This window comes from Streptomyces sp. NPDC054849 (assembly GCF_053610945.1).
In genome coordinates this window covers 1-23,480 of the sequence record NZ_JBSGZI010000080.1, presented here as the reverse complement: position 1 = coordinate 23,480, position 23,480 = coordinate 1, and the positions used below count along the sequence as shown (strand labels likewise).

The 23,480-nt window shown below is 70.8% G+C and carries 18 protein-coding genes and 2 pseudogenes; 16 read left to right on the top strand and 4 right to left on the bottom strand.

Translation table 11 applies throughout. The features are described 5' to 3' along the window. Nucleotides 1-25: 25 nt before the first annotated feature. On the bottom strand, nt 26-1,744 hold the full coding sequence (locus ACWGIF_RS27860) for a bifunctional 3'-5' exonuclease/DNA polymerase (protein ID WP_453501538.1): 1,719 nt from the start codon (nt 1,742-1,744) through the stop codon (nt 26-28). A 210-nt stretch (nt 1,745-1,954) separates the two neighbouring features. Between ACWGIF_RS27860 and ACWGIF_RS27855 the strand changes: the two genes are divergently transcribed. Both ACWGIF_RS27855 and ACWGIF_RS27850 read left to right on the top strand, forming a co-directional pair. Continuing rightward, nucleotides 1,955-3,133 (top strand): DUF2786 domain-containing protein, encoded by a 1,179-nt coding sequence (locus ACWGIF_RS27855; RefSeq protein WP_453501536.1) that lies wholly within the window; start codon nt 1,955-1,957, stop codon nt 3,131-3,133. Between the two features lie 156 nt (nt 3,134-3,289). Next, nucleotides 3,290-3,535 (top strand): DUF397 domain-containing protein, encoded by a 246-nt coding sequence (locus ACWGIF_RS27850; RefSeq protein WP_030656519.1) that lies wholly within the window; start codon nt 3,290-3,292, stop codon nt 3,533-3,535. A gap of 113 nt (nt 3,536-3,648) precedes the next feature. On the opposite strand, the gene ACWGIF_RS27845 is transcribed toward ACWGIF_RS27850, so the two are convergent. Continuing rightward, nucleotides 3,649-4,158, bottom strand: coding sequence for an ATP-binding protein (locus ACWGIF_RS27845; RefSeq protein WP_453501535.1), 510 nt, complete (start codon nt 4,156-4,158; stop codon nt 3,649-3,651). A gap of 341 nt (nt 4,159-4,499) precedes the next feature. On the opposite strand from ACWGIF_RS27845, the gene ACWGIF_RS27840 reads away from it, so the two are divergent. The 9 genes and pseudogenes from ACWGIF_RS27840 to ACWGIF_RS27800 form a co-directional block, all read left to right on the top strand. Next, complete coding sequence (locus ACWGIF_RS27840; RefSeq protein ID WP_453501533.1) at nt 4,500-5,378, top strand: helix-turn-helix domain-containing protein; 879 nt, start codon at nt 4,500-4,502, stop codon at nt 5,376-5,378. A gap of 89 nt (nt 5,379-5,467) precedes the next feature. After that, nucleotides 5,468-6,925, top strand: a complete 1,458-nt coding sequence (locus tag ACWGIF_RS27835) for an aldehyde dehydrogenase family protein (protein WP_453501532.1) — start codon at nt 5,468-5,470, stop codon at nt 6,923-6,925. A 59-nt stretch (nt 6,926-6,984) separates the two neighbouring features. Further along, nucleotides 6,985-9,069: pseudogene (mrdA, locus tag ACWGIF_RS27830) on the top strand (penicillin-binding protein 2); the annotation flags it as partial. A 102-nt stretch (nt 9,070-9,171) separates the two neighbouring features. Beyond that, nucleotides 9,172-9,684 carry a DinB family protein gene (locus tag ACWGIF_RS27825; RefSeq protein WP_453501530.1) on the top strand — a complete coding sequence of 171 codons (513 nt, stop codon included), beginning with the start codon at nt 9,172-9,174 and terminating at the stop codon, nt 9,682-9,684. A 64-nt stretch (nt 9,685-9,748) separates the two neighbouring features. After that, complete coding sequence (locus ACWGIF_RS27820; RefSeq protein ID WP_453501528.1) at nt 9,749-10,378, top strand: PadR family transcriptional regulator; 630 nt, start codon at nt 9,749-9,751, stop codon at nt 10,376-10,378. Between the two features lie 78 nt (nt 10,379-10,456). Continuing rightward, nucleotides 10,457-11,395: an ATP-binding cassette domain-containing protein gene (locus tag ACWGIF_RS27815; RefSeq protein WP_453501527.1), complete on the top strand. Its 939-nt coding sequence runs from the start codon at nt 10,457-10,459 to the stop codon at nt 11,393-11,395. 92 nt (nt 11,396-11,487) lie between these two features. Continuing rightward, nucleotides 11,488-12,234 carry an ABC transporter permease gene (locus ACWGIF_RS27810; RefSeq protein ID WP_453501556.1) on the top strand — a complete coding sequence of 249 codons (747 nt, stop codon included), beginning with the start codon at nt 11,488-11,490 and terminating at the stop codon, nt 12,232-12,234. A gap of 117 nt (nt 12,235-12,351) precedes the next feature. Further along, nucleotides 12,352-13,110 carry a MerR family transcriptional regulator gene (locus tag ACWGIF_RS27805; protein ID WP_453501525.1) on the top strand — a complete coding sequence of 253 codons (759 nt, stop codon included), beginning with the start codon at nt 12,352-12,354 and terminating at the stop codon, nt 13,108-13,110. A gap of 120 nt (nt 13,111-13,230) precedes the next feature. Next, nucleotides 13,231-13,884 (top strand): annotated as a pseudogene (locus tag ACWGIF_RS27800) (VTT domain-containing protein); the annotation flags it as partial. 246 nt (nt 13,885-14,130) lie between these two features. Here ACWGIF_RS27800 and ACWGIF_RS27795 read toward each other — a convergent pair. Continuing rightward, nucleotides 14,131-15,771 (bottom strand): threonine/serine ThrE exporter family protein, encoded by a 1,641-nt coding sequence (locus ACWGIF_RS27795; protein WP_453501524.1) that lies wholly within the window; start codon nt 15,769-15,771, stop codon nt 14,131-14,133. Nucleotides 15,772-16,001: 230 nt separating this feature from the next. After that, the gene (locus ACWGIF_RS27790; protein ID WP_008742522.1) at nt 16,002-16,496 is read right to left on the bottom strand and encodes an inorganic diphosphatase; all 495 of its coding nucleotides are present in this window, start codon (nt 16,494-16,496) and stop codon (nt 16,002-16,004) included. A 163-nt stretch (nt 16,497-16,659) separates the two neighbouring features. Here ACWGIF_RS27790 and dacB point away from each other — a divergent pair, with 163 nt between their 5' ends. The 5 genes from dacB to ftsH all read left to right on the top strand — a co-directional run bounded on the left by dacB (nt 16,660) and on the right by ftsH (nt 23,429). After that, nucleotides 16,660-18,102: a D-alanyl-D-alanine carboxypeptidase/D-alanyl-D-alanine endopeptidase gene (gene dacB / locus ACWGIF_RS27785; RefSeq protein WP_453501522.1), complete on the top strand. Its 1,443-nt coding sequence runs from the start codon at nt 16,660-16,662 to the stop codon at nt 18,100-18,102. A 38-nt stretch (nt 18,103-18,140) separates the two neighbouring features. Then, a complete protein-coding gene (locus ACWGIF_RS27780; protein WP_453501520.1) occupies nt 18,141-19,283 on the top strand; it encodes a zinc-dependent metalloprotease in 1,143 nt (380 codons plus the stop codon). Between the two features lie 221 nt (nt 19,284-19,504). Then, nucleotides 19,505-20,566, top strand: coding sequence for a tRNA lysidine(34) synthetase TilS (gene tilS, locus ACWGIF_RS27775; protein ID WP_453501518.1), 1,062 nt, complete (start codon nt 19,505-19,507; stop codon nt 20,564-20,566). Between the two features lie 64 nt (nt 20,567-20,630). Continuing rightward, entirely contained in the window at nt 20,631-21,191 is a 561-nt protein-coding gene (gene hpt / locus ACWGIF_RS27770) for a hypoxanthine phosphoribosyltransferase (protein WP_030010907.1), read from the top strand. A gap of 210 nt (nt 21,192-21,401) precedes the next feature. Next, nucleotides 21,402-23,429: an ATP-dependent zinc metalloprotease FtsH gene (ftsH, locus tag ACWGIF_RS27765; protein WP_453501516.1), complete on the top strand. Its 2,028-nt coding sequence runs from the start codon at nt 21,402-21,404 to the stop codon at nt 23,427-23,429. Nucleotides 23,430-23,480 lie beyond the last annotated feature (51 nt).

Sequence of the window (23,480 nt, the reverse complement as noted above, 5' to 3'; positions counted from 1 at the left end):
CTCACAAAGCACTACCAGGCGCAGGTCATTTGGCGTCGGCGTAGCACTGCACGACCGCCGTCGTGAACGGGAAGCGGACCGGGGTGTCGCCGAAGGCGATCCGGCCGGCCCGGTCGCCGGCGGCGCGGATCGCCTCCACGACCGCCTCGCTCTCCTCGGCCGGACAGTGCACGATCACCTCGTCGTGCTGGAAGAACACCAGCTCGGCCCGCATCCCGGCGGTCGCCTGCCGCAGGGCCGCGAGCAGCAGCAGGGCCCAGTCGGCGGCGCTGCCCTGGACGACGAAGTTACGGGTGAACCGGCCGCGGGCCCGGGTGTTGGTGGAGGCGTAGCTCGGGGTCCAGGCGTCGTCGCGGTCCCGCGGGATCCCGGCCCCGCCCTCGCCGGCCGCCTCGCCCTGGTCGACGCCGCCGTCGCCCGTCTCGTACCCGTCGCCGGAGCCGGCGGGCGGCGGACAGGTACGGCCCAGCCAGGTCCGTACGAGCCGGCCCTCCTCCCCGGCCTTCGCCGCGTCGTCCACGTACGCCACGGCCCGGGGGAAGCGGCGGCGGAGCGCGGCCAGGTTCTTCAGGCCGTCCCCGGAGGTCTGGCCGTAGACGGCGCCGAGGACGGCGAGCTTGGCCTTGTCGCGGTCGCCGGAGAAGCCCTGGCGGGAGACGGCGGTGTAGAGGTCCTCGGGGCGGCCGGCCACCTCCATGAAGGCCGGGTCCCGGGAGATCGCGGCGAGCACGCGCGGCTCCATCTGGTCGGCGTCGGCGACGACGAGCCGCCAGCCGGGATCGGCGATGACGGCCCGGCGGATCACCTTGGGGATCTGCAGGGCACCGCCGCCGTTGGTGACCCAGCGGCCGGTGAGGGTGCCGCCGGGGATGAACTCCGGGCGGAAGCGGCCGTCGTGGACCCAGTCCGCGAGCCAGCTCCAGCCGTGGGCGGTGTAGATCCGGTACAGCTTCTTGTACTCGATCAACGGCTCGACGGCCGGGTGGTCCAGCTCCTGGATCTCCCAGCGACGGGTGGACTTGAGCTTGATCCCGGCCTCGGCGAAGGCCTTGACGACGTCGGCGGGCAGATCGGGACGTACCCGTCTGCCGAAGGCGGCGGAGACCCGGTCGGCCAGTTCGGCGAGGCGCCGGGGCTCCCCGCCGCCCGCATACCGCTCGCCGAGCAGCTCGGTGAGCAGGGCGCGGTGTACGTCCGCCCGCCAGGGCAGGCCCGCGCGGTTCATCTCGGCCGCGACGAGGAAGGCCGCGGACTCGGCGGCGGTGAGCAGCCGCATCCGGTCGGGGTGGGCGGTGGCGTCGAGCCGTTTCGCCTGGTCGGCGTGGACGGCGAGCAGGGCGTCCAGGGGGACCGGGGTGGTGGGCTGCGGATCGAAGAGGGAGTCCTGGGCGCGCGGCTCGGCGGCGCGCTGTGGTGGATCGGGCGGTACGGGTGCGTGGGTGAGCCGGGCCCAGGCGGCGGCCGCCGAGCGGGGCTCGCCGGAGCGGCCCTCGTGGCCGAGGAGCAGCAGCTCCGCGTCCTCGATGTCGTGGCAGCGCTCGACGCGGGCGCTGGCCGCGAGCAGCCGGGGGTACACGGCGGCGGTCGACCGCCAGACCCAGCGGGTCCCGGGCGGGGCGGCCCGGACCGCCTCGGCGGGATCGCGGACCCGCATCCGGGCTCCGGCCGTGGGGGGCACGGGCGCGGCGTGCCACCAGCCGTCGCCGTCCTCGGCGAGGGCCCACCGGGGCGTGCGGTCGCTCATGGGTGCGAGTGTCCCACCGGGGTCCGACAACCCCGGCCCGCCGGGCCGCGCGGCCCCGATCAGCCCGCCGCTGTGCGAGACGCGGGGTGCGCGGGTGGCACCCCTGAGGCGGCGCCCCCGCGGCGGCGCCGCAGACGGCCTGGGCGGGCCGCCGGGGCCGGGTGTACCGCCGCCGCGGAGGGCAACGGCGGACATGCCAAGCTGAGAGGTGTGAGAGACCTTGCCGAAACCGTCGACCGGGCCTTCGCCGCCGCCCTCTACGCCCAGGACGACACCGGGCTGGACACCGGGGCCTCGCTGCTCGTCGCCGACCAGGGCGGGTGGGCCGGGGTCGGGCGGGAGCTGCTGGCGCGCGGGGAGGCGTACGTACGCCAGGGCTGGGAGCGGGGCTGGCAGCCGGCCGACGTGCTGCGGCTGGTCCGCCGGGACCTCGACGAGCGGCACCTGCGGATCACCGGCGACCTGATCGCCGCCGAGGCGCGCCGCTACGCCCGGCTCCCCGCGCGCTGGGGCGCCGCCGAGGTGTGGTGGACGAGTGACGAGCAGTACGCGGACCGGCTCGCGCAGCGTGAACGGGCCGACCGGTTCACCCTGGCCACCGCCTTCCTGGAGGTGCTGCGGCTGCTGGTCCGGCTGCCCTCGATCGAACCGGTGGGTCCGCTTCCCGGCGATCCCGTCGACGCCCTCGCGGAGCACGCCCACATCGAGCCGCGCATGCTGGGCCGGATCCGGGCCCTGCTCGCCAAGGCCGAGGCGACGACCTTCCCGGAGGAGGCGGAGGCGCTCAGCGCCAAGGCCCAGGAGCTGATGGCCCGGCACACCGTGGACGAGGCGCTGCTGGCCGCGCGCGGCGGGGGCCCGGCGCAGGTTCCGGGGGCCTGCCGGATCGGGGTCGAGCAGCCGTACGAGGAGGCGAAGGCGGTGCTGCTCGACGCGGTCGCGACCGCCAACCGCTGCCGGGCGGTGTGGAACAGCGGCTTCGAGTTCTCCACGGTGGTGGGCTTCGAAAGCGATCTGGAGGCCGTGGAGCTGCTGTACACCTCGCTGCTCGTGCAGGGCACGGTGGCGATGACCCGCGCGGAGGCCGCGCAGCGCTCGGGCGGACGCAAGCGGACGAAGACCTTCAGGCAGTCTTTCCTGCTCGCCTACGCCAGCCGTCTCGGCCACCGGCTCGCCGAGACCGCCGAGCACACGGCGACGGAGGCACCGGACAACCTTCCGGCCCTGGTGGCGCGCGATGTCGCGGTCACCTCCCGCGCGGAGGAGATGTTCCCCCGGACCACCACGACCCGTCTGCGGGGCGCCACGGACCACGCGGGCTGGGAGGACGGCACGGCCGCCGCCGACGCCGCCCACGTGGGCGGCAGGCGCAAGCGCCTGTCGAGCTAGAGCCCGCCTCCGCCTCCGAGACGCCTGCCACCCCTGGCGGCGGACCTGTCTGTGATCAACGGACCACCCCGCGTGCACGTGCATCTGCCCATGCATGCGCTCGTGAACACAGCTATGATCCGGAGGAGTTGACATCTGCACTATCGGGGGCTTCCTGTGGACCACGCGTACAACGGGATGGCAGCTGCAGAACTCGCTTCCTTGTTTGAGCTGACGTGGCAGAAGAGCAGACACAGCAACTCGCAGGGTTCCTGCGTGGAGTTCGCGAAGCTGCCGGGAGGCGACGTCGCCATGCGCAACTCGCGCTTTCCGGACGGTCCGGCGCTCGTCTACACACCAGCCGAGATAGAAGCCCTGCTCCTGGGCGTCAAGGACGGCGAGTTCGACCATCTGATCGGCTGACGGAACGGCGCATTCATCAAGCCATGCACGTGCACTGGCCGGGACTGATCGCAGTGATCAATCCCGGCCAGTGGTCGTGTACAGGCCCTCGGCCGGCATCGGCTGTCGGCCGCTCAGTCCTGAAGCAGGAACAGCGCCCAGACCACCTTGCCGGTCAGCCGTCCCGCGAGCGGGTGCCAGCCCCAGCTGTCGCTGTACGAGTCCACCAGGAACAGTCCGCGCCCGGACTCCAGGTCGAAGTTCTCCTCGGTGTGCTCCGGTGAGAAGGCCCCGCCGGGCCGGTCCTCGCTCGGGTCGCGCACCGCGCACACCAGGCGGGTGCTCCACCGCATCAGGTGCAGCCGCACCGGCGGCTCCGGCTCGGCGTCCGCGCCCCGCGCGTCCTCGGGCAGGGCATGGCGCAGCGCGTTCGTGACGAGTTCGGAGACGACCAGGGCGACATCGTCGAAGCGGTCGTCGAGGCCCCACTGGCACAGGGTCGACCGGGTGAAAGTGCGTGCGCCCCGCACCGCGTCGAACCGAGCGGGCAGAGCGCATGAGGCGGACCCGGAGACAGCCGTGGGGTCGACCGGGGGAAGCCCCTGCCGTAACGGCTCGAGCATGGTCGATCCATTCGTCCCCATGCGAGGCACTCCCGGGATTCGCGGACGCAGCGGCGGCTTCGTCCAAAGAGAACTGCGGGGTGGGTCCGGCGCCGGCGCGAAAGGGCACGCAGGTGCGCGGGGACCATCGTTCCGAATGCGGGAGCCGGATGCAAGGGCAGATGCACGTGCACGCGCCGGACCTGTCCACTCCCGTGATGGTTCTTGCTCATTTCTTCCTACGCATCCTTACGGACTTCTTTTCCCGTCGGCGGGATTCCGTTACAGAACGAGTACGGGCCGATGCGTTTTGGTGGCAGACTGCGGCCTCTGGGGTACGGGGGCCCCGCGACGCTCGCGCACACCACGCGCACGCCAATGCGATGGGGAGGGCAGTACTAGTGACCGCAGAAGCAAGCGGTTCTGTGGTGCGCCGCATCCTCCTGGGCTCCCAGCTCAGGCGACTCCGAGAATCCCGCGGCATCACCCGTGAGGCGGCCGGCTACTCGATCCGCGCATCCGAATCGAAGATCAGCCGCTTGGAGTTGGGAAGGGTGAGCTTCAAGGCCAGAGACGTCGAGGACCTCCTCACGCTCTACGGAGTCACGGACAGCACGGAGCGCGAGTCGCTGCTCGGGCTGGTCCGGGAGGCCAACGCGACCGGCTGGTGGCACAGTTACGGCGACGTGCTGCCCGGATGGTTCCAGACCTACATCGGCCTGGAGGGCGCCGCCTCGCTCATCCGGATCTACGAAGTGCAGTTCGTCCACGGCCTGTTGCAGACCGAGGCCTACGCCCACGCCGTCGTCAGCCGCGGCATGCCCGGCGCCACCGCCGCCGAGATCGACCGCCGCGTCGCCCTGCGCCTGGAACGGCAGAAGGTCCTCGTCTCCGAGAACGCCCCGGTCTTCCACGCCGTCCTCGACGAGGCCGCACTGCGCCGCCCGTACGGCGACCGCGACGTCATGCGCGGCCAGTTGGAACACCTCATCGAGGTATCCCAGCGGCCCAACGTGCAGCTGCAGGTGATGCCCTTCTCCTTCGGCGGGCACGCGGGCGAGAGCGGTGCCTTCACCCTGCTCCGTTTCCCCGAGTCGGACCTGCAGGACATCGTCTATCTGGAACAGCTCACCAGTGCCCTCTACCTGGACAAGGACGAGGAAGTGGGGCAGTACGGGAGGGCGATGGAACGCCTCCAGGCCGACTGCCCGGACGCCGACCGGACCCGGGATCTTCTGCGTGGACTGCTCCAACTGTCTTGATTCGCACGTAGGATGACGGCTGATCAGTGCATGATGACCGATCGGTCTCCGGTGCAGCGCACGGGTGCGCGCTCGCAGTAAGGGATGGCATGTCCATATTCAGCGACCTGGCTCACCAGTACATCGACGGCGAATGGCTGGCCGGTACCGGTTCGTGGGACATCATCGACGTCAACCCGTACAACGGGGAGAAGCTCGCGGCGATCACCGTGGCCACCGTCGAGCAGGTGGACCAGGCCTACCGCGGCGCCGAGCGCGCCCAGCGGGAGTGGGCCGCCACCAGCCCGTACATCAGACGCGCGGTCCTGGAACGCGCCCTGCGGATCACCGAGGAGCGCGAGAAGGAGATCGTCGAGGCGATGATCGACGAGCTCGGCGGGACCCGTCCCAAGGCCGAGTACGAGGTCTACCTCGCCAAGGAGTTCATCCGCGAGTCGATCCAGCTCGCCGTCCGGCCGGAGGGCCGGATCCTGGCCTCGCCGGTCGAGGGCAAGGAGAACCGCGTCCAGCGGCTCCCCGTCGGCGTCGTCACCGTGATCAGCCCCTTCAACTTCCCCTTCCTGGTGACCCTGAAGTCGGTCGCCCCGGCGCTGGCCCTGGGCAACGCGGTCGTCATCAAACCGAACCAGAACGCCCCGGTCGTGGGCGGCGGGGTCATAGCCAAGATCTTCGAGGACGCGGGACTGCCCGCCGGTCTGCTGAACGTCCTGGTCACCGACATCGCCGAGATAGGCGACGCGCTGCTGACCCATCCCGTCCCCAAGGTGATCTCCTTCGCGGGATCGGACCGGGTCGGCCGGCACGTGGGGGCCGTCGCCGCCCGCCACTTCAAGCGCACGGTCCTGGAACTCAGCGGAAACAGCGCGCTCGTCGTCCTCGACGACGCCGACCTCGACTACGCGGTGGACGCGGCCGTCTTCAGCCGCTTCGTCTACCAGGGCCAGGTCTGCATGGCCGCCAACCGGATCCTGGTCGACGCGTCCGTGGCGGAGGAGTTCACGGAGAAGTTCACCGCCCGGGTGCGCAGCCTGAAGACGGGCGACCCGCACGACGCCGACACCCACATCGGCCCGCTGATCAACTCCTTCCAGGCCGAAGCCCTGACCGCACTCGTGGACCAGGCCGTGGAATCCGGGGCGCAGGCGCTCGTACGGGGATCTACGCGCGGCAACCTCGTCGAACCGACGGTGCTCGCCGGGATCCCGGAGGACTCGCCGTTGCTGGGCCAGGAGATCTTCGGCCCGGTGGCCCTGCTGGTGGTCTTCGACGGCGAGGACGAGGCCGTCCGGCTGACCAACGCGACCCCGTACGGGCTGAGCGGCGCCGTCCACACCCGGGACGTCGAGCGGGGCGTCCGCTTCGCCCAGCGGATCGAGACGGGCATGATCCACGTCAACGACTCCACCATCGGGGACGAGCCGCTGGCCGCCTTCGGCGGAGAGAAGGCCTCGGGCCTCGGACGGCTGAACGGCGAGGCCACGGTCGAGGCCTTCACCACGCAGAAGTGGATCTCCGTGCAGCACGGCCGGAGCCGCTTCCCGTTCTGAGGGTCCGGAAGGGGCCTAAACTCAACCGGGCGTACGGCATGCGTCCGGGGGAGACAGAGTTGAGCAACATACCGGAGACCGGCCGGACCCCTCGGGTCCAGAACCGGCTCGTCGTCATCCAGATCGTGGTCTTCTCCCTGCTTCTGACGCTGGGCGGGCGTCTCTGGTACCTCCAGATACGCAATGGCCAGGAGTACACGGACGAGGCGAAGAACAACCACGTCCAGCAGGTGGTCCAGCCCGCCGTGCGCGGTTCGATCCTCGACTCGCGCGGGGTCCCGCTCGCCGACAACGCGACCCACCTCGTGGTCTCCGCCAACCGCACCGAGCTGCTGACCATGAAGGACAAGGGCAAGTCCGTCCTCGTCCGGCTCGCCGGGGTCCTGGGCATGGACCCCCAGGAGGTCGTCGACAAGGTCCGCCTCTGCGACTCCAAGACCAAGCAGCCCTGCTGGAACGGCTCCCCCTACCAGCCGATCCCGGTCAGCGACGAGGCCACCACCGAGCAGGCCCTGCAGATCCGCGAGCACCCCGAGGACTTCCCGGGCATCACGGCCGAGGCGACCGCCCTGCGGCGCTACGCCGCCCCGGACCAGGCCAACACCTCCCAGGTGCTGGGCTACCTCTCGCCGGTCACCGACGAGGAGATCGCCAAGGCGAAGAAGTCCGACTCCCCGTACCTGCGCTCCGACCAGGTGGGCCGCTCCGGCCTGGAGCGCACGTACGACAAGGAGCTGCGCGGAAAGGCGGGCATCACCCGCTATGAGGTGGACAACCTCGGCAGGGTCCTCGGGCAGGGCCAGACCGACCCGGCGAAGCCCGGCTCGAACATCGTGACCTCGATCGACTCGCGGGTGCAGGCGGTCGCGGAGCGCGAACTGAACAACGCGATGATCGAGGCCCGCAAGACGTTCGACAAGAACAACACCCGCCGGAACTACGAGGCCGACTCGGGTTCCGTCGTGGTGATGGAGACCAAGACCGGCCGCATCGTGGCGATGGCCTCGAACCCGACGTACGACCCGAACACCTGGGTGGGCGGCATCTCCGCGAAGGACTACGCGGCCCTCACCGACAAGGAGTCGAACTACCCGCTGCTGAACCGGGCGATCCAGGCCCAGGCGGCGCCGGGCTCCATCTTCAAGGTGGTCACCTCGACCGCCGCGGTCAACGCCGGGTACCCGTTCAACAACCGCTATCCGTGCCCCAGCTCGTACTCGGTCGGCAACCAGACCTTCACGAACTTCGAGTCGCAGGGCCACGGCGACATCACCATCGGCCGGGCCCTGGAGGTCTCCTGCGACACGGTCTACTACCTGATCGCCGACCAGGAGTGGAAGAAGGACGGCGGCATCAACCCGAAGAAGAACCCGAACGACTGGTTCTTCAAGACCGCCCAGGAGTTCGGACTGGGCAAGCGCACGGGCATCGACCTGCCGAACGAGGTGCCCGGCCGGATCCCCGACCGCAAGTGGAAGCAGGACTTCTTCGAGGCGAACAAGGACGCCTGGTGCCGCGACGGCAAGAAGAACGGCACCTTCGCCGAGAAGATCGCCTACGAGAACTGCCGCCAGGGCAACCAGCTGCGTGAGGGCGACGCCATCAACTACTCGATCGGACAGGGCGACACCCTCGTCACCCCGGTCCAGATGGCCTCCGTGTACGCGGCCATCGCCAACGGCGGCACGCTCCACCAGCCGAGCGTCGGCAAGGCGATCGTCAGCGCCGACGGGACCGCGGTCCAGGAGATCGCGCCGAAGGTGCAGGGCAAGCTGCCGATGGACGCCAAGACCCGCGACAACATCGACCAGGCCCTCGCCGGGGTGGCCACCGACGGCAGCGCCGCCTGGCGCTTCGGCGGCTGGCCGCAGAAGCAGATCCCGATGCACGCCAAGACCGGCACGGCCGAGGTCCAGGGCAAGCAGACCACCTCCTGGTTCGCCTCCTACACCGACGACTACGCGATCGTCATGACGATCTCCCAGGGCGGCACCGGCTCGGGTGCGTCGGGTCCGGCGGTCCGCAAGATCTACGAGGCGATGTACGGGCTCGACCCGACGGGCAGGCAGGACCTCGCCAAGGCCCTGCTCCCGCAGCCCGCCACGGCGCTGCCCGCGATTCGCCCGGACGAGGAAATCGCCGCCCGCTGACGGGGTATATAGGACAGGAGCTGACCGCAATACTCCGTAGCGTGTGGGGTGTCGGGGGGACGGGCTCCCCGGCATCCACGCAGAAGGCGGTCGGTCATGGCTCAGATTTCCACCGAGGTCCTCGGCGACGAGCGCGGCACGCTCCTCGCCTTCGTCGAGGCCCAGCGCTCGGCGATCCGCGAATCGGTCCTCGGACTCAGCGAGGAGCAGGCCGCGAGCCGCCCCACCGTCAGCGAGCTCACGCTGTCCGGGGTGCTCAAGCACGTGGCCGAGGTCGAACTGGGCTGGCTGCGGATGGCCCAGCAGGCGGTGAACGAGCGCCGGCGCACCGAGGAGACGTGGGGCGAGGCCTTCCGGCTGGTCGAGGGCGAGTCCATCGCGTCCGTCCTGGCCTTCTGGGACGAGGTCCGGCAGGAGACGGAGGCCTTCGTCGCCGCCCTGCCGAGCCTGGACGACACCTTCCCGCTCCCGCCGGCGCCCTGGTTCCCGAAGGACGGCAAGGTCTCGATGCGCTGGATGCTCCTGCACCTGGTGGAGGAGTTCGCCCGGCACGCGGGCCACGCGGACATCGTCCGTGAAACCCTCGACGGCACCCGCGCCATGGGCTAGCCGCGGGCTCGGCCGGCAAGATCCGGAAGAGACGGCCCAGCGGTGCGGTGAGTAGCCTGGCCCCATGTCAGCGATCCGGCTTCTTGTCCTCGGTGCGGTCCGCCAGCACGGGCGGGCCCACGGGTACCAGGTGCGCAACGACCTGGAGTACTGGGGCGCCCACGAGTGGTCGAACACCAAGCCCGGATCGATCTACCACGCGCTCAAGCAGATGGCGAAGCAGGGCGTCCTGCACGCCCACGAGGTGGCGCCGAGTGTGGCCGGCGGGCCCCCGCGCACCGAGTACGAGGTGACGGACGCCGGCCGCGAGGAGTACTTCAGGCTGCTGCGCGAGGCGCTCGCGGCGTACGACCAGAAGACGGACGTGCTGTCGGCGGCGATCGGCTTCATGGTCGACCTTCCGCGCGGCGAGGTCCTCGGGCTGCTCCGGGAGCGGCTGGCCAAGCTGGCGGGCTGGCGGTCGGCGGTGACCGAGTACTACACGCCGGAGGGCGGCCCGGAGTCGCTGGGCCACATCGGCGAGATCATGCACATGTGGGTCCACTCCGGGGACGCCGAGGCGGAGTGGACCCGCGGGCTGATCGCCCGGATCGAGGGCGGCGCGTACTCCTTCGCGGGCGAGGGCGGTGAACCGTTCGTGGGGGTTCTCGCGGACGGGCAGGAGAACCCGTACGCGACCGGGCAGGACGCGTAATCAAGTTTGACTAGCCCGGGTGCCCGGCGTACTTTGGCCGTCCTGCTACTCAAATTTGACTAATCGAGGAGCGAAGTGATGGCGGCGATCTCCGCCGAAGGCGTCCACAAGCGGTACGGCGGCAAGCCCGCCCTGGCCGGGCTCGACCTGGAGGTGCCGCGCGGCACGGTGCACGCGGTGCTCGGCCCCAATGGAGCCGGCAAGACCACGGCGGTCCGCATCATGACCACCCTGCTGCGGCACGACGAGGGCGTGGTCCGAGTGGCGGGCCACGACGTACGGACGGACGCGTCGGCCGTCCGCGCCCGGATCGGCCTGCTCGGCCAGCACGCGGCGCTCGACGAGGAACTGGCGGGGCGGCAGAACCTGGAGATGTTCGGCCGCCTCCACCACCTCGGTGCGCGGCGGGCCGGGCTGCGGGCCGACGAACTGCTGGAGCGCTTCGGCCTCGCCGACACCGGCCGCAAGCCCGTGAAGCAGTACAGCGGCGGCATGCGCCGCCGCCTCGACCTGGCGGCGTCACTGATCACCGAGCCGGAGGTGCTCTTCCTGGACGAGCCGACCACCGGCCTCGACCCGCGCGGACGCGCCGAGGTGTGGAGCGCGGTCCGCTCCCTCGTGGGCGGCGGCACGACGGTCCTGCTGACCACGCAGTACCTGGAGGAGGCAGACCAGCTGGCCGACCGCATCGCGCTGATCGACGCCGGGCGGGTGGCGGCGGAGGGCACGGCCGACGAGCTGAAGGCCCTCGTCGGGGCGGACCGGATCGTCGTCGTCCTACGGGACGCGGCGCGGCTCGGGCAGGCCGCGGCGCTGCTGCCGGACCCGTCCGTCGACCCGGACTCCCTGACCCTGAGCTTCCCGGTCCAGGACCGCATGGGAGGCCTGACCCGGACCCTGCGGGCGCTGGAGGAGGCGGGCATCGAGGCGGCGGACCTCTCGGTCCGGCGGCCCACGCTCGACGAGGTCTTCCTGCACCTGACCGACCGTACGAACACCGCGGAGGTGGCCGCATGAGCACGGGCACGGGCACGGGCGTGAGCACGGGCGGAAGCACGGGCGTGAGCACCGGCACGGGCGTGCCCTGGGTGCTCGTGGACTCCTGGACGATGACCCGGCGCGAACTCGCGCACTGGGCGCGCCGGCCCGTCCAGATGGTCGTCGGACTGGTCTTCCCCGTGATGCTGCTGCTGATGTTCGGCTTCCTCGTCGGCGGCGGGCGCGGGATCGACGGCGAGTACGTCGAGTTCCTGGTGCCCGGGATGCTCGCGCTGACGATGGCCTTCGGACTGGAGGCCACCATGACGGCGGTCACCCAGGACCTCGGCAAGGGCGTCATCGACCGGTTCCGCGCCATGCCGATGTCCTCCGCCGCGGTACTGGTCGGCCGCAGCGCGGCGGACATGATCCAGTCGGCGGTGGGACTCGCGGTCCTGGCCGGCGTCGGTCTCCTCCTCGGCTGGCGCTGGCACGGCTCACCGGCGGCCGCGCTGCTGGCCTTCGCGCTGCTCCTGCTGCTGCGCTTCGCGATGCTGTGGATCGGCATCTTCCTCGGCATGGTCGCGGGCCGGCCCGAGCTGGTGCAGGCGGTGCAGATCCTGGTGTGGCCGGTGGGCTTCCTCTCCAACGCGTTCGCCACCCCGGAGTCGATGCCGGGCTGGCTGGGGACGGTGGTGGAATGGAACCCGATGTCGGCGACGGCCACGGCGGTCCGCGACCTGTTCGGAAACCCGGCGGCGGCGCCCCCCTCCTGGGCCGCCGACCATGCCGCACTGCTCGCCGTCGGCTGGCCGGTCCTGCTGCTGGCGGTCTTCTTCCCGCTGGCGGTGGCCCGCTTCCGGGGCCTCAGCCGCTAGAAGCAGGGGGTTGCGGCGGCAGCGGCGGCAGCGGGGGCTGCGGGCGGAAGAAAGCTTGCACCTCACGCGGCGTGAGGCACCACAGTGAAGGGCGTACCCGAACAGAGGAGGGAAGCGATGGGCTACTCCGTGGGCCAGGTCGCCGGATTCGCCGGAGTGACGGTGCGCACCCTGCACCACTACGACGAGATCGGCCTGCTCTCCCCGAGCGGCCGCAGCCACGCGGGACACCGGCGGTACGACGACGCCGACCTGGACCGGCTGCAGAGGATCCTGTTCTACCGGGAGCTCGGCTTCCCCCTCGACGAGGTCGCGGTCCTGCTGGACGACCCGGATTCGGATCCGCGGGAGCATCTGCGCCGGCAGCATGCCCTGCTGTCCGACCGGATCGCCCGGCTCCAGCAGATGGCCAAGGCCGTTGAGCACGCCATGGAGGCGAAGAAGATGGGCATCAACCTCACGCCCGAGGAGAAGTTCGAGGTCTTCGGGGACAGCGACCCCGACCAGTACGCGCAGGAGGTCGAGCAGCGCTGGGGCGACACCGACGCCTACGCCCAGTCGCAGCGGCGGACGGCCTCCTACACGAAGGACGACTGGCGGCGGATCCAGGACGAGGCCGCCGACTGGGGCAGCCGGTACGCGGCCCTCATGGAGGCCGGTGAGCCCGCGGACGGCGAGCGTGCGATGGACCTGGCCGAGGAACACCGGCAGCACATCAGCACCTGGTTCTACGACTGCCCGTACGAGATGCACACCTGCCTCGGCGAGATGTACGTCACGGACGAGCGGTTCACGGCGTTCTACGACGCTCTCAAGCCGGGCATGGCCGGGCATCTGAGGGACTCGATCACGGCCAACGCCGTACGCAAGGTGTAGGCGCGGACGTCACGCATCCGACCCCCTCCGGGCCCTGGAACCGGGCGGGGGTCGTGTGCGTTGATAATTGAGACCGCCCGCCCCCCGCACACCCCCTTGATCCAGGAGAGCCCGGAACCCGTGGATACGCTTGCGCTCGGCCCTGAGTGGCTCAGTCCGGACTATCTGATCTCGCACTTCGGCCTGATCGGCATCCTGGTCATCGTCTTCGCCGAGTCGGGACTCTTCGCGTTCCTGCCGGGGGACTCGCTGCTGTTCACGGCGGGTCTGCTGGTCGCGGACGGGCAGTACATCAAGCAGCCGCTGTGGCTGGTCTGCACGCTGATCGTGGCCGCCGCCATCATCGGCGACCAGGTCGGCTACATGATCGGCAAGTTCTTCGGCCCGAAGCTCTTCAACCGGCCGAACTCCAAGCTCTTCAAGCGCGAGAACCTCGACAAGGCGCACGAGTTCATGGACCGGCACGGCCCGAAGGCCATCGTGCTGGCCCGCTTCGTGCCGATCATCCGCACTTTCGCCCCGATGGTCGCGGGCGCCGGCTCGATGAAGTACCGCACCTTCCTGACCTACAACATCATCGGCGGCATCGGCTGGGGTGCGGGTGTCACGGTCGCGGGCTACTGGCTCGGTCAGATCGAGTTCATCAAGACCAACGTCGAGCCGATCCTGGTGGGCATCGTCCTCATCTCGGTCATCCCGGTGATCTTCGAGGTCCTCAAGGCCCGCAAGGAGAACAAGGCGAACGCCGGCCAGGTCCCGGCCGCGCCCGGCGCGGTCGAGGACTCCGGCCCCCAGCGCGGACGCCACGCCAAGCGCTGACCCCCTGTCCGGCCCCGCCGTCGCTTGAGGCGCGGGGTAACGGCGCGGAGCCCCGCATCGGTGAACCGCGCAAGGCGCATCGCATGCGCCGCATTCGCCACCACGTACGCCCCCGCGGGCAGCCAGAGCCCGCGGGGGCGTACGCGCGCCCGGCCGGTGCCCAGGGCGGTGCCCAGGGCGGCCCGGCCGGTGCCCGGCCGGTCAGAAGCCTCGGGTCCGCTTCGCCGCACGGCGCTTGGCGGCGCTCGCGGCCCCCGGGATCCGCATGAACAGCCGCGAGGTCTCCGACCCCAGGTTCACCCCGATCGCGATGGCCAGCGCGATGGCCGCGGCGTTCACCAGCGAGCCCAGCCCCTCGTTCAGCCGGTCCTCGGCGATGAGCAGCAGCCCGTAGTAGGTCGCCGAGCCGGGCAGCAGCGGGCCGATGGCGGCCGTCACGTACGGCAGCGCGGAGGCGAAGCGGTAGCGCGAGAAGAGCTGTCCGAAGAGCCCCACCAGGCCCGCCGCGACGGCGGTGGACGGCACGGGCGGGATGCCGCCCGCGTAGTGCAGGGCCCCGAACGTCACCCACGCCACCGCGCCGTTCAGCGTCACGATCGCCACGGTGGAGCGCTCCTGCTGGAGCAGGATCGCGAAGGTGAACACCAGCACCATCGAGGCCGCGATCTGGATCAGCGGCCGCTGGGTGATCTCGAGGACCTCCTCCGGCCTCGGGGAGGCGTCGAACTGCAGCCCGATGTAGAGCACGACCAGCACGCCCATGATGATGCCGATGAAGAGGTACATGACCTCCAGCAGCCGGGCGGAGGCGGTGATGTAGAAGCCGGTCAGGCCGTCCTGTACGGCCGCGACCAGGGCCCGCCCGGGCAGCAGCGCGAAGAGCCCGCCGGTGATCACGGCGGAGGCCTTGACCTCGATCCCGGTCATGTTCAGTGCCACCCCGATCGCGGCCGGAGGCATCGCCGCGACCACGAACTGGTAGAACTCCGGCAGCCCGCGGCCGGCGCACAGCCATGCCAGCCGGTCGCCCAGGACCGCGCCGAGCGCCGCCGCGATGAACACCAGCACCCCGCCGCCGACCAGGGTGGACGCGGCGCCGGCGAGCAGCCCGGCGGCGGTGGTGAGCATCCAGCCGGGGTACGGGTGCCGGTTGCGGCGGATCTCGGCGAGGCGCCGGTAGGCCTCCTCCAGCGTGATGTCGATCTCGGGGGCGCTGATGTCGTCCACCAGCCGGTAGACGGCCGAGAGCCGGTTGTAGTCGGTGCCACGCCGGCGCACGGTCCGGTTCGCCGAGACCGGGTGGTCCACCAGCGAGGGCTGGTGCGTGATCGACAGCAGGGTGAAGGTGACGGTGGGCTCGCAGCGGTCCAGCCCATAGGAGCGGGTCACCGCGAACATCGCGGCCTCCACGTCCTCGGCGCCCTCGCCGCCCGCGAGCAGCAGCTCGCCGATGCGCAGGGTCAGGTCGAGCACGCGGCCCACGGCGGGCCCGGGCTCGCTCGGCCGCTGCACGAGATCCGGTACGGGGCGCACGTCGACCGGCATGCGCAGCATCGTGCGCATGCGGTCCTGCCAGGGGGACTCCGTCAGCCGGCCGACGGGGAAGTCCTGGCCTGGGGTGTAGGCGGGCGGGGCGTGCGCGGCGCTGTAGGTGGCCGGTGTCGCGAAGGCCGACCCCCCGGGCTCCGGCTCCGCCAACTCGGCGCCCGCCGGACGGACGAACTCCGACGTGGGCTGGTCCTCCTCGGGAACCTCCGGCTCCATTCCGGGCGGGGGTGCGAAGGCGCTGTGCGCCTCGTCGGACTGGGGCTTCCTGTCCTCGGCCCCGTCGGCCTCCGCCACGCGTCCTCCCGTCCGTGATCACCTGCCGTACCAGTATGCGGAACCGTTTCCTCCCCGTCGAAACAGCGCCGCGGCGGAGGGCAGGCCCGGGAAACGCTCCGCTTCCGGGAACGGCAGTCCGGGAACGGCAGTCCGGGAACGACGAACGGGCGGCACCCCCTCGGGGTACCGCCCGTCATGTCACAAGGGGCGCGGGGGAGTCCCCCGGCCCGTTACCGCCGAGCGCGAGCTCAGTGGTGGCCGCCCTGCGCCTCCAGGCGCTTGTACGAGGCCTCGATCTCGGCCTCGGCCTCGGTGCGGCCGACCCAGTTCGCACCCTCGACCGACTTGCCCGGCTCCAGGTCCTTGTAGACCTCGAAGAAGTGCTGGATCTCCAGGCGGTCGAACTCGGACACGTGGTGGATGTCGCGCAGGTGCTCGACACGCGGGTCGGAGGCCGGCACGCACAGCAGCTTGTCGTCGCCGCCCGCCTCGTCCGTCATGCGGAACATGCCGATGGCGCGGCACTTGATCAGGCAGCCCGGGAAGGTCGGCTCGTCCAGGATGACCAGCGCGTCCAGCGGGTCGCCGTCCTCGCCCAGGGTGTTCTCGACGAAGCCGTAGTCGGCCGGGTAGCTGGTCGAGGTGAAGAGGCGACGGTCCAGACGGATCCGGCCGGTCTCGTGGTCCACCTCGTACTTGTTCCGCGAACCCTTGGGGATCTCGATGGTGACGTCGAACTCCACGTCCTGCTCCTCCATGATCAGCTTCATTGCTTCGAGACTGCGTTGATCCAACCGCGTGCTCGTCCGGCCCAGCCCTGCCGGGTGGGGTGCCATGCTCGCGGCAAGACGCAGTGGTTAAGTGTCCCTCACGCATATGTGTGATCGCGAAAGGGGCTGGTCCGAGGTGCCATTGGTCAAGACGTGGCAGCTCATCGCAGGTGCGGCCGTCGCCGGCCTCGCCCTGTCGGTGGCAGCGGTGGCCGCCGCCGGTCCCTGGGACTCCGGCCAGCGTAAGGCCGAGCGGGACAGAGCCGCCTCCTGGGGCCCTACGGGTGGCGCAGATCACGGTGACGGGCCCGGCCCGGGGGCCCTTCCGCAGGCCGCGCCCAGCGCCCCCGGAGTATTCGGGGCGATCGGCCCCGCCGCCCCGGGCCGCCGGCCGGCCGCCCCCGCCGCCTCCGGGGACCTCACCGCCGCCCTGAAGCCGCTGCTCGCCGACCCCGCACTCGGCACCCTGCGCACCGCCTCCGTCGTCGACACCGCCACCGGGCAGGTGCTCTACGAGTCCGGAGCGCGGGACGCGATGACCCCCGCCTCCACCGTCAAGATCGCCACCGCCGCGGCGGCGCTGGCCGCGCTCGGGCCCGAACACCGGATCAGGACCACCGTCGTGCCCGGCGCCGCCCCCGGACAGATCGTCCTGGCCGGCGGCGGCGACCCCTCCCTCACCGCGAAGAAGAAGAGCCCCGCCGGATCGGGCGGCAGCCTCGTCGCCCTCGCCGCCGACACCGCGCAGGCCCTCAAGGCCGCCGGTACCGACACCGTGACCCTGGGCTACGACGACAGCCTCTACACCGGCCCGGCCCGCCACCCGATCGGCGTCAACCCCAACATCGCCCTCGTGACCGCCCTCACCGCCGACGAAGGCCGCCGCGACGACTCCACCTCCGGCCCCGCGGAACGCACCGAGGACCCGTCCAAGGACGCCGCCCGCGCCTTCCGCACCCTGCTGACGGAACGCGGCATCAAAGTCACCGGCGAACCGGCCCGGGCCAGGCCCGCCGCCGGCGTCCAGCCACTGGCCGTCACCCTGTCCACCCCCGTGGCCGGGCTCGTCGAGCGGATGCTGACCCACAGCGACAACGACATCGCCGAGGCCCTCGCCCGGCAGACCGCCCTCGCCTCCGGGCAGCCCGCCAGCTTCGAAGGCGCCGAGAAGGCCGTCACCGCCAAGCTCGCCTCCCTCGGCGTCGACGTGACCGGCTCCCGCTTCGCCGACGGCAGCGGCCTCAACCGCGCCGACAAGATCAGCGCAAGCCTGCTGACCGGCATCCTCACCAGGGCCGCCGACCCCCAGCGCCCGGAACTGCGGCCCGTCCTCACCGGACTGCCCGTCGCCGGATTCACCGGAACCCTGCGCGCACGCAACTCCGGCAGCTCCCCCGCCGCCGGCCTCCTCCGGGCCAAGACCGGCACCCTGAGCGGCGTCAACTCCCTCTCCGGGACCGTCGTCGACTCCTCCGGCCGACTGCTCGCCTTCGCCTTCCTGACCGCGAACACCCCCGGCCCCGAGGGAGCCGAGAAGGCCCTCGACAAGCTGGCGGCCGCCGTCGCCGGCACCTCATAGGGGGTCCGTCCGAGGGCTGGTCCACGTACGGTTGACGCATGACGAGCATCAGTGGTGCCGAGATGGTCGACTGGAACCTCGCGGTGGCGACCGCGACCCGGCTGGTGCGACCCGGGCCGGAGGTCACCCGGGACGAGGCCCGGGCCGTCGTCGCCGAGCTGCGCAGGCACGCCAGGACCTCGGAACGGCACGTACGCGAGTTCACCCGGATGATCCCGGAAGGGTCCACCGTCCCCGACACGCCCGTCCTGGTCGTCGACCGGGCCGGCTGGGTCAAAGCCAACGTCGCCGGCTTCCGCGAACTGCTCCAGCCGCTCCTCGGCAAGATGCAGGACCGACGCGCCGCCTCCCCCGGCGGCGCCGTCCTCGGCGCCGTCGGCGGCAAGGTCACCGGCGTCGAGCTCGGCATGCTGCTGAGCTTCCTGGCCTCCCGCGTCCTCGGCCAGTACGAGACCTTCGCCCCGGTCTCCCGCGACCTGCCGGCCTCCGCCTCCGGCGGCCGCCTGCTGCTCGTCGCCCCCAACATCGTGCACGTCGAACGCGAGCTGGAGGTGGACCCCCACGACTTCCGGCTGTGGGTCTGCCTGCACGAGGAGACGCACCGTACACAGTTCACGGCCGTCCCCTGGCTGCGCGACCACCTCGAAGGCGAAATCCAGACGTTTCTCGGCGCCACCGAGGTCGACCCGATGACCGTCCTGGAACGCGTCCGCGAGGCCGCCCAGTCCTTCGCCGGCGCCCGCCCGGACGCCGAGCGCAGCGACGAGGGACGCTCCCTCGTCGAACTCGTCCAGACCCCCGAACAGCGCGAGATCCTGAGCCGGCTCACCGCCGTCATGTCCCTGCTGGAAGGCCACGCCGACTACGTCATGGACGGGGTAGGCCCCCAGGTGGTGCCCTCCGTCGCCGAGATCCGGGAGAAGTTCCAGCAGCGCCGCGCCAGCGGGGCCGGCCGCCTCGACGCCGCTCTGCGCAAGCTGCTGGGTCTCGACGCCAAGCTGCGCCAGTACCGCGACGGCGAGCGCTTCGTGCGCGCCGTCGTCGGCCAGGTCGGCATGGACGGCTTCAACCGCGTCTGGACCTCCCCGAACACACTGCCGACCCGGGCCGAGATCGCCAAGCCCGCGGACTGGGTGACCCGGGTCCACAGCACGGGGCGCGAAGGGAGCGAAGAAAAGTGACCCAGGGGGCGTAAACCTGTCTCACTGGGGGAAGCAGCATCACCCGTCCGAGGGACCGTGGGCCGTGGAAGGGCGTGCGATGCTCGGGGAACGGCCCGGTTCTGTCACCATCGACGCACTCTGAGTGACATCCTCCCGTCTGCGGAGACAACCGGGCAACACCCCCAGCACACACCCCCAAAGCCTTTGAGGCATCCGAACTCCATCGAAGGGCACCGGACATGGGTCCCCATCCTGCGGTCGCGGCGATACGCCTGGCGGTCCGCCGCGTACTCCACGACGTCCTCACCGACCTCACCGACCTCCACCGGACTCCGTCGGGCGGCGCCACCAGTGCCGACCCTCGCACCACCGGCGGCACCCCGCCACTCGTCCTCGTCGCCTGCTCCGGCGGCGCCGACTCCATGGCACTCGCCTCGGCCCTCGCCTTCGAGGCCCCCAAGCTCGGCATCCGTGCCGGCGGCATCACCGTCGACCACGGGCTCCAGGCCGGCTCCGACCTGCGCGCCGCCGAGGTCGTCACCCGCATGACCGCACTCCGCCTCGACCCGGTGGAGTCCGTCGCCGTGCGCGTCGGCCGGGACGGCGGACCCGAGGCCGCCGCCCGCGACGCCCGCTACGGCGCCCTGGACGAGGCCGCGGACCGCCTCGGAGCCGCCGCCGTGCTGCTCGGCCACACCCGCGACGATCAAGCCGAAACCGTCCTGCTGGGCCTCGCCCGCGGCTCCGGCATCCGCTCCCTCTCCGGCATGGCGGAAGTCTCCGGCGGACCCGGCCGCAGCAACCGCTACCGCCGCCCCTTCCTCCAGATCGACCGGCAGACCGCCCGCAAGGCCTGCATGGTCCAGTCCCTCCCCGTCTGGGACGACCCGCACAACATCGACCCCGCCTACACCCGCTCCCGGCTGCGCCACGAGGGACTGCCCGCCCTCGAGAAGGCGCTCGGCAAAGGAGTCGTCGAGGCACTCGCCCGCACCGCGCAGCTCTCCCGGGACGACGCCGACGCCCTGGACGCCTGGGCCGCCGACGCGGAAGCCGGCGTACGCGACGAGGACGGGCGCCTGGAGTGCGCCAAGCTGTACGCCCTGCCCCCGGCCGTCCGCCGCCGCGTACTGCGCAGGGCCGTGGTCGCAGCCGGTTCCCCCGCAGGCTCCCTTTTCGCCCGGCACATCGAAGAAGTCGACCGCCTCATCACCGGATGGCGCGGTCAGGGCGCCATCAACCTGCCCGGCCGCGTCGAGGCCCAGCGGCAGGGTGGCAGACTTGTCATCCGGCAGGGCTGATTGGTGCTGAAACACGGCTGAGTCCTCCGGGGCACCCCCGGAGCCCCGGCCGACAACGAAAGTGATGCGGGTGGACGAGAAGGACATGGGCAACGACCTCCAGTCGGTGCTCATCACCAAGGAAGAGATCGACGCGAAGCTGGCCGAGCTGGCCGCGAAGATCGACGCGGAGTACGCGGGCAAGGACCTGCTCATCGTCGGTGTGCTCAAGGGCGCCGTGATGGTGATGGCGGACCTGGCGCGCGCCTTGTCCACCCCGCTCACCATGGACTGGATGGCGGTGTCCTCGTACGGCGCCGGAACCCAGTCCTCCGGTGTGGTGCGGATCCTCAAGGACCTGGACACCGACATCAAGGACAAGCACGTCCTGATCGTCGAGGACATCATCGACTCGGGCCTGACGCTGTCCTGGCTGCTGTCGAACCTGGGCTCCCGCCAGCCGGCCTCCCTGGAGGTCGTCACACTGCTGCGCAAGCCCGAAGCCGCGAAGGTCGCCATCGACGTGAAGTGGGTCGGCTTCGACATCCCGAACGAGTTCGTCGTCGGCTACGGCCTCGACTACGCGGAGAAGTACCGCAACCTGCCGTTCGTCGGCACGCTCGCCCCGCACGTCTACGGCGGCTGATCCCGCTCCCGCCCCCATCCCCCGGGAACCCCGGCACGCACCGGGGAACCTGGGGGCGATTCCCGCCGTTGGAACAGGGGAAGGCGGGTCTGTCAGCCGTCCCACGGGGCCGCGGGTGACAATTCAGGGGTACATTCCGAAGAACAGTCTTTACTCACAGCAGCATTTACCTACGGGCAGGAGGGACGGGGTGCCTGGCGCCCCGTATGGATGGACGTGAAGCGATACTTCCGTGGGCCGGTCATGTGGATCGTGCTGGCCGTCCTCGCCGTGGTCGTGTTGATGAATGTCGTCGGCTCCGGCGGCGGCTACAAGTCGGTGGACACCAGCGAGGTCATCAAGGCGATCAACACTGGCCAGGTGGAGACAGCCAAGCTGACCACCGGCGACAGCCAGATGATCAAGATCGAGCTGAGCGAAGGCCAGAAGCTCGGCAAGCATGACGGCACCAAGTTCCAGGCCAACTACATCGGGGATCAGGGCGTCCAGCTCGCCCAGAACCTCCAGACCAAGTACGACGCCGGTCAGATCCCGGACGGATACTCCGTCACGCCGGACAAGACCAGCCCGTTCCTGAGCGTGCTGCTCTCGCTCCTGCCCTTCGTCCTCATCGTCGTTGTCTTCCTGTTCCTGATGAACCAGATGCAGGGCGGCGGCTCCCGGGTCATGAACTTCGGGAAGTCCAAGGCCAAGCTCATCACCAAGGACACCCCGAAGACCACGTTCGCCGATGTCGCGGGCTCGGACGAGGCCGTCGAGGAACTCCACGAGATCAAGGAGTTCCTCCAGGAGCCGGCGAAGTTCCAGGCCGTCGGCGCCAAGATCCCCAAGGGTGTGCTGCTGTACGGCCCGCCCGGCACCGGAAAGACCCTGCTCGCGCGCGCCGTCGCGGGCGAGGCCGGTGTCCCCTTCTACTCGATCTCCGGATCCGACTTCGTCGAGATGTTCGTCGGCGTCGGTGCCTCGCGTGTCCGCGACCTGTTCGAACAGGCCAAGGCCAACGCCCCGGCGATCGTCTTCGTCGACGAGATCGACGCCGTCGGCCGGCACCGCGGTGCAGGCCTCGGCGGCGGCCACGACGAGCGCGAGCAGACCCTCAACCAGCTGCTCGTCGAGATGGACGGCTTCGACGTCAAGGGCGGCGTCATCCTGATCGCCGCCACGAACCGTCCGGACATCCTCGACCCGGCGCTGCTGCGCCCGGGCCGCTTCGACCGGCAGATCGCGGTCGACCGCCCGGACATGCAGGGCCGTCTGGAGATCCTCAAGGTCCACCAGAAGGGCAAGCCGGTCGCCCCTGACGTCGACCTGGGCGCCGTCGCCCGCCGCACGCCCGGCTTCACCGGTGCCGATCTCTCCAACGTCCTGAACGAGGCCGCGCTCCTCACGGCCCGCTCGGACAAGAAGCTGATCGACAACCACTCGCTGGACGAGGCGATCGACCGCGTCGTGGCGGGCCCGCAGAAGCGGACCCGGATCATGTCGGACCGGGAAAAGAAGATCACCGCGTACCACGAGGGCGGACACGCCCTGGTCGCGGCGGCCTCCCCGAACTCCGACCCGGTCCACAAGATCACGATCCTGTCCCGCGGCCGGGCCCTGGGTTACACCATGGTCCTGCCCGACGAGGACAAGTACTCGACCACGCGCAACGAGATGCTCGACCAGCTGGCCTACATGCTGGGCGGGCGCGCGGCCGAGGAGCTGGTCTTCCACGACCCGACCACGGGCGCGGCGAACGACATCGAGAAGGCCACCGCCACGGCGCGGGCCATGGTCACGCAGTACGGCATGACCGAGCGTCTCGGTGCGATCAAGTTCGGCGGCGACAACACCGAGCCGTTCCTGGGGCGCGAGATGGCGCACCCGCGGGACTACTCGGAAGAGGTCGCGGCGCTGGTCGACGAAGAGGTCAAGAAGCTCATCGAGACCGCGCACAACGAGGCCTGGGAGATCCTCGTCGAGAACCGCGACGTTCTCGACAACCTGGTCCTCGCGCTGCTGGAGAAGGAGACGCTGAACAAGGAGCAGATCGCCGAGATCTTCTCGACGATCGTGAAGCGTCCGGCCCGCCCCGCGTGGACCGGCTCCTCCCGCCGCACCCCCTCCACCCGTCCGCCGGTGCTCTCTCCCAAGGAGCTCCAGCTGACGAACTCTGCGAACGGCACGTCGGCCACCGTCGCGCCGGTCTCCACGGAGAAGGGCATCGAGGTGGTCCCCGAGGACCGCGCCGAGTAGTCGGCGGCCCGATCCACCCGGAATGGAAGCCGCGCCCCCCAGGTTCTAGCC